Raw genomic sequence first — 14,662 nt, forward strand, 5'->3', positions numbered from 1 at the left:
CTCAGCCGAGCGCGGACCACCACGGTGTCTGGGCCGTCGGCTTCAACGCGTCGATCCGCTGTCCGGGCATCGGCACGGCCACCGGGGTGCCCTTCTCCTGCGCGGCGGCGAGCAACCGGACGATCGGCTCGGACCACGAATGGAACGCGAGGTTGAACGTGGCCCAGTGCACCGGCACCAGCAGTCCGCGGCCGGCGTCGCCGCCGTTGAGGTCGGCGTGGGTCTGCACCGCCTCCTCCGGGTTCATGTGGATGTCGGCCCACCGCGTGTCGTAGGCGCCGACGGGCAGCAGCGTGAGATCGAACGGACCGTACCGGCGGCCCAGGTCGGCGAACCGCGGGGTGTACCCGCTGTCGCCGCCGAAGAACACCTTCCGGTTCGGTCCGGCGAGCACCCACGACGCCCACTGGGTGGTGTTGCGTACCAGCCCGCGGCCCGAGAAGTGCCGGGCCTCGGTGCACGTGAGCGTGAGTGCGCCGAGCGTGGTCGACTCGTCCCAGTCGAGTTCCACGATCCGCTCCTCCGGCACCCGCCACTGCCGCAGGTGCGCACCGAGCCCGACCGGAACGACGAACGGCGCCTTCTGGGTGGCGGCGAGTTGCTGCACGGTGGCCATGTCGAGGTGGTCGTAGTGGTCGTGCGAAATGACGATCGCGTCCAGAACGGGCAGGTCGGCCAGCGGGACCGGGGTCGGGTGCATGCGGGACGGACCGAGAATCGCGGACGGCGACACCCGGTGACTCCACACCGGGTCGGCCAGCACCCGGTACCCGTCGACCTCGACGAGCACGCTCGAATGGCCGTACCAGGTGACGGCTGCATCGGCGGCCTCGACAGGCGCGAGGGGTGTGGCGAGCGGGATCGGCCTGCGCGGGCGTCCCGCGCTGCCCCGCGTGATCAGTGCCTTGACGATCCCGGTCTCCGATCCGGGCAGCATCATGCTGCTCGGATCGGTGTTGTGGAACTGGCGGTCGCGGTACCGCGGCGACGTCGCGGCGTACGGGCGCACCTTGGCACGCGACGCGCCGATCTGAGACGGAAGCCCCCACGCAGCCCGCGTCAGCCACCCGAGGGCGGCGGTGGCCAGAACAGTCGTCACAGCGCTCTTCGCTTTCACCCCGACAACTGTAACCACGCGTGCGGGAAAGGTGCGGCGAGCGGCTACTGGCCCCGGAACACCGGCGGACGCTTCTCGGCGCGCGCCGTGCGCGCTTCCTGCGCGTCGTAGCTCTTCCACGCCGCATGCAGCGCCGCAAGCTGCTCGGGCGGCGGCGGGCTCTGGGTGCCGTCGTCGTTGAGCACCATCTTGAGATGTTGCAGCGACAGCGGCGCCAGGCGCGCGATCGAGTGTGCCCACTGCTGCGCGACGGCGAGGTCGCCGCGCTTGTTGGCGAGGCCGTGCGCGAGCGCCTCGTCGGCGCCGACCTCTTCCGCGCCGAGCAGGATCGTTCGTGCCGGTCCGCCGCCGATCAGGGCGGCCAGACGGTGCACCGTCCACCTGTCCACGGAGATCCCGAGCTTGGCCGCGGGGATGGCGAAGCGCGCCTCGGGAGCGACCACGCGCAGGTCCGCGGCGAGCGCGAGCTGGCTGCCCGCGCCGATCGCGGGGCCGTTGATCGCGGCGATGACGGGGACGGGCACCGAGTCGATGGTGTGCAGCATCTCGAGCAGGGTGTCCGTGAATCCGTCGGCGTACACGTCGCCCGACAGGTCGGCGCCGGCGCAGAACGCGCTGCCCTGCCCTGTGAGGACGATCACCCGCGCGCCGTCGGTGACCGACTTCTCGGTTTCCTCCCGCAGGAGTTCGCAGATCTCGGTGTTCAACGCATTGCGACGGTCGGGGCGTTGCAGTTCGAGGGTGAAGACGTCGCCGTCACGACTCGTCCCGATCATGTCCACTCGCTTTCTTCGTGATTGCAGTCCACTGACGAATTCTCCCCTGTCCACCCGACTGGACGTCTGTCAGCCAACCACAGCTGAATCGACCGGAACACACGAGGCTCTTCGGTAGTTGTGAGGGGGGAGGTGAGGACCGACATGAACAGCGATGTGGACGTGGCCGTGATCGGCGCGGGGCAGGCGGGGCTGTCCGCCGCCTACTATCTGCGCAGGTTCGGGGTGGAACCGGAGTCCGGTTTCGTGGTGCTCGATCACGCCCCGGGTCCCGGCGGCGCGTGGCAGTTCCGGTGGCCGTCATTGACACTGAGCACCGTCAACGGTGTCCACGACCTGCCCGGGCTCGGCTTCGCCGACACGATCGGCGTGGACCCGGACGATCCGGAGGCCGCGCTGGTGCATGCGGCGAGCGCGGTTCCCCAGTACTTCGCGACGTACGAGAAACAGTTCGAACTGCCGGTGCACCGTCCCGTGCACACGCGGGTGGTGTGTGCCCGCGGCGAGCGTCTGCGGATCGAGACCGACGGCGGCGTCGTATCGGCCCGCGGTCTGATCAACGCGACCGGAACGTGGGAACGCCCCTTCATTCCCCGGTACCCCGGCGCCGAGTCGTTCACCGGCCGCCAGGTGCACACCAAGGACTACACCTCGGCGCAGGACTTCGCGGGACGGCACGTCCTCGTCGTGGGCGGCGGCATCTCGGCGGTGCAGTTACTGGACGAGATCTCCCGCGTCACAACCACCACGTGGGTGACGCGTCGCCCACCGGAGTTCCGGGACGAGCCGTTCACGCCCGAGATCGGCCGCGCCGCCGTCGCTCTCGTCGAGGACCGGGTCCGTCGCGGGCTGCCGCCGGGCTCGGTGGTGTCGGTGACGGGCCTGCCCGTGACGCCGGCGATCCGCGCCGCCCGCGAACGCGGGGCGCTGGCGCGGCAACCGATGTTCAGCGAGATCACCGCGGACGGCGTCCGCTGGGACGACGGCCGCGAACTGAAGGTCGATGTGATTTTGTGGTGCACGGGTTTTCGCAGTTCACTCGATCACCTCGCGCCACTGCGGCTCCGCGGGCCGGGCGGCGGGATCACGATGACGGGACGCCTGGCCACCCAGGTGGCGTCGGATCCGCGGATTCATCTCGTGGGCTACGGCCCCTCGTCGTCGACGATCGGCGCGAACCGGGCCGGACAGGCCGCGGCGCGCGAGCTCACCCGGCACCTCGGCTTGCCCGCCGGATCAGCGCGCCCTACCTGATCAGCGAGGCGATGAACGCGGCCTGGTCGGGACCGGCCTGGTACATGCTGCCGAAGTGACCACCCGAATACACCCGATAGTCGAGATCCGTTCCTGCACTCTGCATCTCGGAGACGAGCTTCTCCGTCAGCGGGATCGGCACCGACGCGTCGGTGATCCCCTGCACGAGCAGCAGCGGACGGTCGTAACCCGCGACCGGGACCTCGAGGTATTCGCGCAACGCGTCCTGCAGCGCCGGGACGTCGAGTGCCCGCGCCAGCATCTGCGCCACCGACACGTTCCGGGTCATGGCCGCGAACTGCCGGAACGGCACTTCGGGAGCGGCGTCGACGAACTGCTTCCCGACCGGGGTCAGATAGCTGTCGATGTCCAGTTGCGGGTACGCGTCACGGACCCCGGCGATCAGGTACGAGATGTACACGGTGAGACCGGCGAGGCCCTGCGGCGGAAACAATGGGCCACTCCAGTTCGCCACCATCTCGATGTTCGACGGCACCCCGTTCGCGACGGCACCGCGGTAGTCGAGTTCCGGCGCGTACGTCGTGGCGGTGTGTGCGGCGAACACCGCGGCCTGCCCGCCCTGGGACAGTCCGACCGCCATCCACGTGGCGGAGAGGTCGGCATCGATCTCCCGGGCGGCGCGCACGGAGTCGACGACGCTGCGTCCGGCGACCTTCCCGTCGAGGTAGGGCGGCACCCCGGGGGTGCCCAGGCCCACGTAGTCGGTGGCGGCCACGGCGTAGCCGAGTTGCAGCCAGCTGCTCACGTAGTCCGCGGATTCCTTGTCGACCCCCGTCACGGAGGGCGCATCGGCGTCGGAGTCCCCGACCGTTCCGTGCGCCCAGGCGATGACGGGCCAGCCCCCGGCGGGCGGTGCACCAGGCGGCACGAAGAGCATCCCGGTGCACGGGGTGATGCCGTGCCGGTCGGTGGTCAGATATGTCATCCGGTAGGCACTGCCGGTTCCGCGGAGCCAGAGCTCCGCCGGCAACTCCGACGAGGCGACGACGGTGCCGGGGCTCGATCCGGCCCGCAGCGGATCCGCACCGACAGTTGGTGCCCACAGCACGCTGACCAGTGCGAGTAACGCCACGATGCGCCACCACCTCCGCACCTCTCAACGGTAGCTGGGTGGGGGTGGCGCAGTACTGTGAATCGTCCTCCCGCAGGGGAGGGCGGGACGAACGAGACCGGGAGAACATAAAACACATGAGCGACGACGGCACGATCCTCACTCCCGGCGACACGTGCTGGCAGGTTGCCCACGCCGATCGTCTCGCGTGCATCGTCGATGCGGCGGACTACTTCCGCCATGCCAAGTCCGCGATGCTGCAGGCTCGCAGGCGCATCATCCTCATCGGCTGGGACTTCGACACGAGGATCAAGTTCGAGCCGGACGAGAAGACGCTCGACGGCCCCAACCAGCTCGGCCGGTTCCTGGCCTGGCTGACCCGGGAACGCCCGGATCTCGACATCTACCTGCTCAAATGGAACATCGGGGCGTTCACCGCGATCGGGCGCGGCATGACACCGATCTTCGTGGTCAACTGGGTGACCGACCACCGCCTGCACTTCGAACTCGACGCCGCCCACCCGATCGGCTCGGCCCACCACCAGAAGATCGTCGTCATCGACGACGCGCTCGCATTCTGCGGCGGGATCGACATGACCGTGGACCGGTGGGACACCCCGGAACATCGGGATCGCAACCATTACCGGACGCAGCCGAACGGCAAGCGATACGGGCCGTGGCACGACGCGACGACCGCCGTCGACGGGGACGCGGCGAAGGCCATCGGCGAGCTCGCCCGTACCCGGTGGAAGGCGGCGACCGGGCAGGATCTGGCGCCGGTCGACGAGGTCGCGGGCAGCACGCCGTGGCCGGAGGGGCTGAAGCCGGCGATGCGCTCGGTCGACGTGGGTATCGCGCGCACGCTACCGGAACTGTCCGATCGGGATGAGGTCCGCGAGATCGAGGCCCTGTATCTGGCCGCGATCGCCGGCGCCGAGCGGTCGCTGTACATCGAGAGTCAGTACCTGGCCTCCCGCACCCTCGCCGAGGCGATTGCCGCGCGACTACGCGAACCGGACGGACCGGAGGTCGTGCTGGTGCTGCCGCGCAACGCCGACGGCTGGCTCGAGCAGAAGGCCATGGACGGCGCCCGCCGCCGGTTGCTGCACCTGCTCTGGCACGCCGATACCGGGAACCGGCTGGGCGTCTACTACCCCGTCACGGCGGGTGGTGAGCCGATCTACGTCCACGCCAAGGTGCTGGTGATGGACGACCGTCTCCTGCGCGTGGGTTCGTCGAACCTCAACAACCGGTCGATGGGGTTCGACACCGAGTGTGATCTGGCGGTCGAGGTCACCGCCGACACGGCGAACGGTGACGAGCTGCGGCAGACCATTCTCGGCATTCGCCGTCAGCTCGTCTGCGAACACCTCGGTGTCCCGGCCGGGCTGTTCGAGGACACCCTGGCAAGGACGTCGTCGTTCGTGGGCACCGTGGAGGCACTACGCGGAGGCGGCCGCACCCTCGAGAAGTTCGAGCCGGAGACGGTCGAGGACGAGGACAGTCCGCTCGCCGAGAACGAACTGATGGATCCCGAACGCACCCCGCCGAGCTTGTGGGAGCGCACCAGCCGGGGCCGGCTGCGGCGCAAGGTGATCCGGCGTCAGAAGGCTGCCGGTTCGGTGCCGTAGATCCGTCTGTAGTCCTTGCGGAAGGCCCGCCGCCCCAGGATCGACCATGCCATCCTGGCCGCGAAGGGCATCTCCGACAGGAACATTCGACGCTCGCCGGGGGTCGCACCCTGGAGGATGAAGCCGAGGAACACCAGCAACCGGTCCTTGGGGATCGACGCGCGGCCGCGATCGCCCATCTCCTGCCACTCGGCGAGCGTCAGGAACTGCTCCGCCATCGGGAGGATGCGCTGCTCCTCCTCGCCGAGGTGCTCGTCGAGCGCGGCAGACAGGGCGGTCAGCGTCCTCGCCAGCGGTTCGCCGTCCACCGCATCCGCCGTGAACGCCGCGCCCTGCGACTGCGCCCGCGACAGCAGTTCCGACAGACGTGCGTGCTGTTCCTCCATCCGCAACACCAGCGCCGCGTCGGTGGGCGCGCGGTCGAGGAGCTTCGGCCACAGCAGGTCGTCCTCACTCGTGTGATGGTGGTGCAGCGCCGTGGCGAGTTCCTCGAAGAACGTCACCACCTCCGCGGCGCGGGCGGTGTCGCCGGCGGGAACACCCCGGACGAGTGCGGGCAGCGCGGCGAACTGGCGACGGAAGCAGTTGTGGACCACCACCATCTCGCGGGTGTCGGGCCGGACTGTGTGAGCAGTTGACGTAGTCATGCACTCAGGGTCGGTTCGGCGTCTTGGAGAGCACTTGGAGGCCACTAGTGCTTACCCTTGGCACGATGCTGCGTATTCGAGTACTCGGGACGCTCGAGGCGGAGGACGAATCGGGGACGGTGGACCTCGGCGGCCCCCGCCAGCGCGCCGTGCTCGCGCTGCTGCTCGTCGCGCGCGGCGAGGTGGTCCCGGTGGATCGGCTCATCGACGATCTCTGGCACGGCGCTCCCCCGCCGCGGGCGGTCGGTGCACTTCAGGCATACATTTCGAATCTGCGCCGGGCACTGGAGCCGCACCGCGCGCCGCGGGCGGACTCCACCGTCCTGGTGAGCCGGGCCCCCGGTTACGCGCTCACCCTGCCCCCGTCCGGTGTCGACGCGTGGGAGTTCGAGAACCTGATCCGGTCGGCCTCCGACACCGGGCGAGCCGATCTCGAGCACGCGCTGAGCCTGTGGCGGGGGCCGGCATTCGCCGAGGTGGCCGGCGAGCACTGGGCCCTCGCCGAGATCGCCCGGCTCGAGGAACTGCGGGCGGTGGCGCGCGAACGTCTGGTCGCGGCCGCCGTCGCGATCGGCGACGCGGCCGGCGCCGTGCTCGACGCGCAGGCCCTCACCCGGGACCACCCGCTCCGGGAAGAGGGATGGCGGTTGCTCGCGCTGGCCATGCACCGCAGCGGGAGACAGGCCGACGCCCTGGCCGCGTTGCGCGAGGCCCGCGACCGGCTGGCGAACGAACTCGGCCTCGACCCCGGTCCCGCCCTGACGGAACTCGAACGCCAGATCCTCACCGGCACCGTCCCGTCTCACCCCGCCCCCGCCACCGGGCCCGTCGACACCACGCCGGACGCCTGGTTCCTCGGCCGCAGCGAGGAGTTGGCTACCCTGACCGACCTCATGACCGACCCCGGCGCCCCCGTGGTCCTCCTCGGGGGCGACGCCGGATCCGGGAAGTCGTCCCTGCTGCGCCGGTTCCGTCGAACACTGCACGCCGCGGGATGGCAGGTGGCGGTGGGTCGCTGCCCCGAAGTGGACGGCGCCCCGCCCGCCTGGGCGTGGGTGGAGATCCTGCGCGCACTGCGCGAGACGGTCGACCCCGGTGCCGCGACGGACGCGCTCGCACCCCTGCTCGCCGACGACCGTTCGCACGCGACGCGGCCGGACGATCCGAGCGGACGGTTCCTGCTGCACCGTGCCGTCGCCGACTACATCGGGACCGTCCGCGATCACGGTCCTCTGGCCGTCGTTCTCGACGACGTCCACCGCGCCGACGAGGACACCCTGTCGATCCTCGTGCGGCTCGCGCAGCAGCGGTCGCCGATCCTGCTGCTCCTCGCGTTTCGCCCGGACGAGGTGGACCCGAACCTGGAGAGCTGCTTCGCCGATCTCGCGTCGCTGCAGCCGACACGCATCCGCCTGGACGGACTCGGACCCGAGGATTCGGCGGAGCTGATCCGGCACGTGGCGGGACGCGACCCCGATCCCGACACTCTCCGCGCGCTCGCCGACCGGACCGGCGGAAACCCGTTCTACCTGCAGGAGAGCGCCCGGCTCCTGGCCAGCGAGGGCGAACTGGTAGCCACGTCGGAGGTGCCCGAGGGGGTCCGGGACGTCCTGCGCCGGCGGATCGCCCGTCTCCCCGAGCTCACCGTGTCCGTCCTGCGACTGGCCGCGGTCGTGGGCCGCGAATCCGACATCGACGTCCTCACCCGTGCCGCCGAAGTCGACGAGGACGTCGTGTTCGACGCACTCGAATCGGGCGTGATCGCCGGACTTCTCGGCGAGCCGCGCGCCGGGACCGTCCGATTCACGCACGCCCTCGTCCGCGACACGCTCTACTCCGACCTCACCCGGCTGCGCCGGAGCCGCTGGCACGCCCGGGTCGGGACGGCACTCGAGGAGTTGCGTCCACACGATGTCGCGGCTCTCGCCCACCACTTCACCGAGGCGCTGTCGGCCGCCACCGCACGGCAGGCACTCGACCACAACGTGGCGGCCGCGGCGCAGGCCGCCGACCGCTACGCCCACGACGCGGAGATCAGCTTTCTCGACAACGCCCTTCGCGCGGCCGACCGGTTGCCGCCGGACGCAGCGGCGTCCGTGGACGAGCGCGTCGAACTCCTCACCGAGCTGAGTCGCACGCAACTCGCCGCGGGCATCGGACTGGACGGGGCCCGTTCCCGGAAGCGGGCTCTGGAACTCGCCGAGGACGCGGGCCGCACCGACCTGGCGATCCGGGTGCTCGCGTTCGTCGACACCCCGACGCCGTGGATCAACCGGCGGTACGGCGAAGTGGACACGGCCGTCGCCCTGCAGATCGAGGCGCTGCTGCGGGACGAGGAGCTGGAGCCGGCGGTGCGGTGCCGGCTGCTGGTCACGCTCGTCCACGAGATCGGGGCGGAGGACCACGAGCGCACCGGTTCCGCGGTCCGGGAGGCCGAAGCTCTGGCCCGGGATCTGGACGATCCGGTGCTGCTCGGGCTGGTGCTCTGCGCCGTCCACGCCGGCACCGGCTCGCCGACCAGCACGCTCGGCGGCCACGTCATCGGTGACGAGCTGCTCCGGATCGGTGACCGGACGCAGCTCCCCGTGTTCACCATGCTGGGCCACCACCTGCTGGCCGAGATCGCGTCCGGCAACGGTGACATCCCGGCGATCGAGCATCACATGGGCATCCAGTCGGAACTGGCGGACCGGTATCAGTTCCAGCAGGCGCAGGCGACCCGGGAGATGAGCCGCGCCATGGTCGCACACCTCACCGGCGATCTGGCCGAGGCGGAACGACATTACGTGCGCGGCCACGAGTTGATGACCCGGGCGGGGCTCGACGCCGACAGTGTCTTCGCTCTCGCGCAGTTCACGCTCCGGCTCACCGAGGGACGCGCCGGAGAACTCGAGGCGGTGATCGAGACCGTCGACAGCGCCGCGATGGACATGATCGCCGATCTGCATGCCCTCGCGCTTCTCGGCAACGGCAAACCGGACCGGGCGCGCGAGGTCCGGCGTCACCTCCGCCCGGTCCGCCGCGACTTCTTCCACTCCCTGATGATGTCGCTGCGGGGCATCGTCGTCGCGAGGCTGGGTGAACGGGACGAGGCGGCCGCGGTGCACGCGGAGCTGAGCCCGTACAGCGGTCAGATCGGGGGCGGCGACACGGCGGCGTTCGCGGTGGGGCCCGTCGACACGATCCTCGGCGACCTCGAGATGCTCCTCGACCGGCCCGAGGACGCGAGAACGCATTACGTTGCGGCGCTCGAACTGGCCGAACGCTGCGGCTGCCCGCCCTGGGTGGAGGCGGCGCGCACCCGGGTGACCACCCACCCAAGCGAGTTCCAAGTGGGCCACTAGCGGTCGGGCGCACAGTCGGAGGCGACAGAACCATCCGGCTTTCCTGGAGGCTTCCCCATGAGTTCCCTGCTCGCGCGCCTCGGCTCGGCCGCCGCCGCGCATCCCTGGCGGGTGATCGCCACGTGGCTGACGCTGCTCGTCCTGGTGTTCGCCGCCGCGTCCGCGTTCGGTGGCACCAACCACGACGACTACAACGTGCCCGGTCTGCCGTCGCAGCAGGGGACGACTCTGCTCAGCGAACGATTCCCGGAGATGTCGGGGGCGGACGCCCGGGTGGTCGTGCACTCGGACACGGGCCCGCTTTCCCCCGCGGTCCTCACCGACCTCGGCAGCAGGCTGGCGGAGGTGAACGGTGTGAGTGCCGTGTCGCCGCCCCGCCTGTCCCAGGATTCCGACACGGCCGTGATCAGCCTCAACTACCGCATCCCGGTCACCGACTTCCGCGGCAGCGAAGGCGTCGACGCCCTCGACGCCGCGGTCGCCGACACTCAGGCGCAGGGGCTGCAGGTGGAACTGGGCGGGCAGGTCCCGGAGAACATCTCCAAGCCGTCGGGCACCGCGGAGGCGGTCGGCATGGTCCTGGCGCTGATCATCCTGGTGTTCGCGTTCGGTTCCGTGGTGGCCGCCGGACTGCCCCTGGCCGTCGCGCTCGTCGGCGTCGGCATCGGGTCGGGACTCATCACGATCATGGCCGGGTTCACCAGCATCAGCACCATCGCCCCGACCATCGCCACGATGGTCGGCATCGGTGTCGGAATCGACTACGCGCTGCTGCTCGTCACCCGGTACACCGAGGGACTGCGGTCCGGGATGTCGGTGCGGGACGCCGTCGCCGCCGCCAACTCCACGGCCGGGACGTCGGTGATCTTCGCCGGCACCACCGTCCTCGTCTCCCTGTTCGGGCTGCGACTGTCCGGGCTGCCGATGTACGCGTCGTTCGGCTACGCCACGTTCGCGATGGTCGGGATCGTGATGCTCACCTCGGTCACGCTGGTGCCCGCGCTGTGCGGGCTGGCGGGCACGCGGGTGCTCGGCAAACGGTCCCGTGCCCGGGCCGAACGTCGCACGACGTCGCCGCTGACGGAACGGTGGGCGATCCGGGTGAGCCGCCGCCCGTGGCTGTGGGCCCTGACGGCGCTCGGGGTGCTGCTGCTCCTGGCCGCTCCGGTTCTGGGCATGCGGACGTGGCCGCAGGACGCGGGCAGCGCGCCGGCCGCCAACACGATCCGTCAGGCGTACGACCTGATCGACTCCGAGTTCGGGCCCGGCGCCAACGGACCCCTGATGGTGGCGGTCGACCTGAACAAGGTTCCGGCATCCGAACTTCCGGCTCTCGCGCGTGATCTCGCAGCCGAGCCCGGGGTGGCGTCGGTGACGCCCGTCCTGACAAACGCCGATTCGACGGCCGCGCTGATCTCGGTGCAGCCGACCACCGGTCCCAGCGATCCCCGCAGCACCGAACTGCTGGAGCGGATCCGATCCGACGCCGCCGACGGCGTCCACGTCACCGGACTCACCGCGACGTTCGCCGACATCTCCGCCCGCCTCGCCGAACGGCTGTGGCTCGTGATCGCGTTCGTCGTCGCGCTGTCGGTCGTGCTGCTCACGTTCGTGTTCCGCGCACCGGTGGTCGCGGTGAAGGCGGCCGTGATGAACCTGCTGTCGGTGGCCGCCGCCTACGGCGTGATGGTGATGGTGTTCCAATGGGGTTGGGGCGCCCAGCTACTCGGCCTTCCGCATGCGCTTCCCGTGTCGAGTTGGGTGCCGATCCTGATGTTCACCATCCTGTTCGGACTGTCGATGGACTACGAGGTGTTCCTGCTCTCCCGGATACGTGAGCGCTGGCTCGACACGGGCGACTCGCACCGGAGCGTCGTCGAGGGACTGGCATCCACGGGCCGGGTGATCACGAGCGCGGCGGCGATCATGGTGGCGGTGTTCGCCGGGTTCGCGCTCGACGGGGACGTGACCGTGAAGATGATGGGCGTCGGCCTCGCGACCGCGGTCCTCATCGACGCGACGATCGTGCGGATGGTGCTGGTGCCCGCGACGATGTATCTGCTGGGCAACGCCAATTGGTGGCGGCCCGGCGGACGCCGGGATGCGGCACCGGACGGGGACGCTACCTCCGCAGGCGTTCCACTTCCGCTTCGAGCGCGATGACCCGCCGGTACAGGGCCTGGATGCTCGCCATGCACACCCCGTTCGCATCGACCATCGCGATGCGGCGGTCGTGGGAACCGAGACCGAATGCGGTCGCGAAATCCTGTGCCATCGGGCCCAGGTGCCGCACCGACTCGTGATCGAAACCGTAGGTCCAGACGCTGAGCGGCATCTCGGCGAGGCGTTCGAGCACCTCGCCGGCACTGGCAGGCGGTGTCTGGACGGCAACACCGCGCTTGCGGGTCAGGACGGAGTGAAACCACGCCAGCGGGTGGCGGGTACGGGCCGCTGTTCGCGCCCGCACCCGCCCCCGACGGGTGTCGACCCACATGGAGTCAGTCGGGGAGTTCGCCGACATCGTGCTTGATCGTCGCGTCGCTGAGAAGGAGTCCGACCCCGAGGGCCATGACGCCGATTCCGAGTCCGATTGCGGCTCCGCCGAGTCCGAGCATGATTCCGAGCATGTTGTCTCCTGTTCGTCGCTGGTGTGCGGGATTTCGTGCCCCCGCTTTCTGAACACCTACGACTCTGGCGGCTCCGGCCCTCGGAGATAAGACACCCCAGGGGTGGTGCAACCGCACCCCCGGTCGGCACGCCGGGCGGCAGAATGGCGACCATGACGGAATTACCGGAGTGGGCCCGAACCCTCGACCTCGCCCCGCACCCCGAAGGCGGCTGGTACCGCGAGACGTGGCGCAGCGACGTCACGATTCCGGAGGGGAGCCTGCCCGCCGACTACCCCGGACCGAGATCGGCCGGTACCGCGATCCTGTTTCTCCTGATGCCCGGGCAGCAGTCGGAATGGCACAGCGTGCGCAGCGCCGAGATCTGGCTGTATCACCGGGGCAGCCCCCTGCGGCTCGAACTCGGTGGGGACGGAAGCGAACCCGCGTCCCCACACGCACAGATCCTCGGCGCAGACGTCGCGGCGGGCCAGCAACCACAGCTGCTGGTCCCGCCGCGGCACTGGCAGCGAGCGAAGCCCGAGGGCGACGAACCGACTCTCGTCAGTTGCGTCGTCACCCCGGGCTTCGACTTCGCGGACTTCCGGCTCTAGGCCCTCCGCCTACGCGCCCAGCGTGTCCGGGTCGGGGCCGATGCGCCCGTCGGCCCGGGTCAGCGACCCGACGGTGTTGATCTCGTCGGGGGTCAGCTCGAAGTCGAAGACGTCGAAGTTGGCGGCGATGCGCTCCGGCGTCACCGACTTGGGAATGACCACGTTGCCGATCTGCAGGTGCCAGCGGATGATCACCTGTGCGGTCGTCTTGCCGTGCGCCGCAGCGATCTTCGCGATGGACTCGTCCTCGAGGACGGTGCCCTGCCCCAGCGGGCTCCATGCCTCGGTCGCGATGCCCTTGCCGGTGTGGAAGGCGCGCAGGTCGGCCTGGTTGAACCGCGGGTGCAGCTCCACCTGGTTGACCGCGGGCACCTCGCCCGTCTCGGCGATCAGACGGTCGAGGGTCTCCGGGGTGAAGTTGGAGACGCCGATCGACCGCGCACGCCCATCGGCCTTGATCTTCTGGAACGCCTTGAACGTGTCCACGTAGCGGTCCGCGGACGGCACCGGCCAGTGGATGAGGTAGAGGTCGACGTAGTCGAGCCCGAGGCGGTTCAGGCTGTCGTCGAACGCGCGGAGCGTGGAGTCGTAGCCCTGGTCGTCGTTCCACAGCTTGGTGGTGACGAACAACTCGTCACGGGCGATGCCGGAGTCCGCGAGCGCGCGGCCCACTCCGGTCTCGTTCTCGTAGATCTTGGCGGTGTCGATGCTGCGGTACCCGGCCTTCAGCGCCTCGGTGACCGCCGCGTGGCTCTCGTCGTCCGGCACCTGCCACACGCCGAAGCCGAGGGCAGGAATGCTGTTCCCGTCGTTGAGCGTGACCGTAGGTACAGGACTCTGTGCATTGTTGAAACCCATGAGACTGTGCAACCGGGCACCCGGACCAGATGTTCCCGACCGTCTCAGAATGTGGACTTTCGCGTGTTGTTTCGGTACGACCGGGTAATCCGACGGCATCGGCGTTCAGGTGGTGACGCGCCCGGTGGAAGGGGCGGACATGGGCCTCGGATACACATTGGCCTATCGGTTCAAGATCACGCCCTGGGTGAAAGCGGGCCGCGTCTTCGGAAGCCAGATCGAGACGTTGCTCGATCCCTTCGACGCACCACCGGGTGAGGTCCTCGACATCGGATGCGGCACCGGTGACCATGCCATCGAGATGGCCCGGCGGGGGTGGCAGGTGACGGGGATCGACACCGTCCAGCTGGCCCTCGACAAGGCGCGGTCCAAGGCCCGGAAGGCGGGCGTCGACGTGCGTTTCATGCACGCGGACGCCACCGACCTCGAGCACGCCGTCGGCCGCGGGTACCACCTGATCCTGGATGTGGGGTGCTACCACGGTCTCAGCGACCACGACCGGGTGTCGTACGCCGAGAACGTCACGACCGTGAGCGAACCGCACGCCACCCTGCTGATGTTCGCGTTCGGGCCGGGGCATCGCGGCCCGCTGCCGCGAGGGGTCTCCCGCTCCGACGTGGAGCGGACGTTCGAGAAGTGGAAACTCGTCTCGGACGTCGACGCCGACACGACCGGTATGCCGGGACCGCTCAAGAAGGCCGACCCCCGCTGGTTCCGCCTCGTCAAGCGTTGAGTGGATAATC

13 protein-coding genes are annotated in these 14,662 nt (G+C 69.8%); 6 read left to right on the top strand and 7 right to left on the bottom strand.

From position 1 onward, the window contains the following. Window position 1 precedes the first annotated feature (1 nt). Both DTA22_RS23835 and DTA22_RS23840 read right to left on the bottom strand, forming a co-directional pair. Window positions 2-1,117 carry an MBL fold metallo-hydrolase gene (locus DTA22_RS23835; protein WP_174233855.1) on the bottom strand — a complete coding sequence of 372 codons (1,116 nt, stop codon included), beginning with the start codon at window positions 1,115-1,117 and terminating at the stop codon, window positions 2-4. 44 nt (window positions 1,118-1,161) lie between these two features. Further along, a complete protein-coding gene (locus DTA22_RS23840) occupies window positions 1,162-1,893 on the bottom strand; it encodes an enoyl-CoA hydratase (RefSeq protein ID WP_037234663.1) in 732 nt (243 codons plus the stop codon). A 144-nt stretch (window positions 1,894-2,037) separates the two neighbouring features. On the opposite strand from DTA22_RS23840, the gene DTA22_RS23845 reads away from it, so the two are divergent. Further along, complete coding sequence (locus DTA22_RS23845) at window positions 2,038-3,147, top strand: NAD(P)-binding domain-containing protein (protein ID WP_112301350.1); 1,110 nt, start codon at window positions 2,038-2,040, stop codon at window positions 3,145-3,147. On the opposite strand, the gene DTA22_RS23850 is transcribed toward DTA22_RS23845, so the two are convergent. Next, complete coding sequence (locus tag DTA22_RS23850) at window positions 3,140-4,240, bottom strand: lipase family protein (RefSeq protein WP_112301116.1); 1,101 nt, start codon at window positions 4,238-4,240, stop codon at window positions 3,140-3,142. The two genes, DTA22_RS23845 and DTA22_RS23850, sit on opposite strands and share 8 nt — an antisense overlap. Before the next feature lie 116 nt (window positions 4,241-4,356). Here DTA22_RS23850 and DTA22_RS23855 point away from each other — a divergent pair, with 116 nt between their 5' ends. Next, on the top strand, window positions 4,357-5,850 hold the full coding sequence (locus tag DTA22_RS23855) for a phospholipase D-like domain-containing protein (protein WP_037234431.1): 1,494 nt from the start codon (window positions 4,357-4,359) through the stop codon (window positions 5,848-5,850). Here the strand turns inward: DTA22_RS23855 and DTA22_RS23860 are convergent. After that, window positions 5,823-6,497 (bottom strand): hemerythrin domain-containing protein, encoded by a 675-nt coding sequence (locus DTA22_RS23860; RefSeq protein ID WP_112301117.1) that lies wholly within the window; start codon window positions 6,495-6,497, stop codon window positions 5,823-5,825. The genes DTA22_RS23855 and DTA22_RS23860 overlap by 28 nt on opposite strands. 65 nt (window positions 6,498-6,562) lie before the next feature. Between DTA22_RS23860 and DTA22_RS23865 the strand changes: the two genes are divergently transcribed. Next, window positions 6,563-9,841, top strand: a complete 3,279-nt coding sequence (locus DTA22_RS23865) for a BTAD domain-containing putative transcriptional regulator (protein ID WP_112301118.1) — start codon at window positions 6,563-6,565, stop codon at window positions 9,839-9,841. 57 nt (window positions 9,842-9,898) lie between these two features. Further along, window positions 9,899-12,004, top strand: coding sequence for an MMPL family transporter (locus tag DTA22_RS23870; protein WP_112301119.1), 2,106 nt, complete (start codon window positions 9,899-9,901; stop codon window positions 12,002-12,004). Here DTA22_RS23870 and DTA22_RS23875 read toward each other — a convergent pair. Both DTA22_RS23875 and DTA22_RS36860 read right to left on the bottom strand, forming a co-directional pair. Further along, window positions 11,964-12,335 (bottom strand): hypothetical protein, encoded by a 372-nt coding sequence (locus DTA22_RS23875; protein WP_037234439.1) that lies wholly within the window; start codon window positions 12,333-12,335, stop codon window positions 11,964-11,966. The two genes, DTA22_RS23870 and DTA22_RS23875, sit on opposite strands and share 41 nt — an antisense overlap. Window positions 12,336-12,339: 4 nt before the next feature. After that, entirely contained in the window at window positions 12,340-12,468 is a 129-nt protein-coding gene (locus tag DTA22_RS36860; RefSeq protein ID WP_009478066.1) for a hypothetical protein, read from the bottom strand. A 152-nt stretch (window positions 12,469-12,620) separates the two neighbouring features. Between DTA22_RS36860 and DTA22_RS23880 the strand changes: the two genes are divergently transcribed. Then, on the top strand, window positions 12,621-13,061 hold the full coding sequence (locus tag DTA22_RS23880) for a cupin domain-containing protein (RefSeq protein WP_037234441.1): 441 nt from the start codon (window positions 12,621-12,623) through the stop codon (window positions 13,059-13,061). Between the two features lie 9 nt (window positions 13,062-13,070). On the opposite strand, the gene DTA22_RS23885 is transcribed toward DTA22_RS23880, so the two are convergent. Next, window positions 13,071-13,919 carry an aldo/keto reductase gene (locus tag DTA22_RS23885; protein ID WP_112301120.1) on the bottom strand — a complete coding sequence of 283 codons (849 nt, stop codon included), beginning with the start codon at window positions 13,917-13,919 and terminating at the stop codon, window positions 13,071-13,073. Window positions 13,920-14,058: 139 nt separating this feature from the next. On the opposite strand from DTA22_RS23885, the gene DTA22_RS23890 reads away from it, so the two are divergent. Then, entirely contained in the window at window positions 14,059-14,652 is a 594-nt protein-coding gene (locus DTA22_RS23890; RefSeq protein ID WP_112301121.1) for a class I SAM-dependent methyltransferase, read from the top strand. Window positions 14,653-14,662 lie beyond the last annotated feature (10 nt).

The organism is Rhodococcus wratislaviensis (assembly GCF_900455735.1).
Taxonomy (GTDB): Bacteria; Actinomycetota; Actinomycetes; order Mycobacteriales; family Mycobacteriaceae; genus Rhodococcus_F; species Rhodococcus_F wratislaviensis.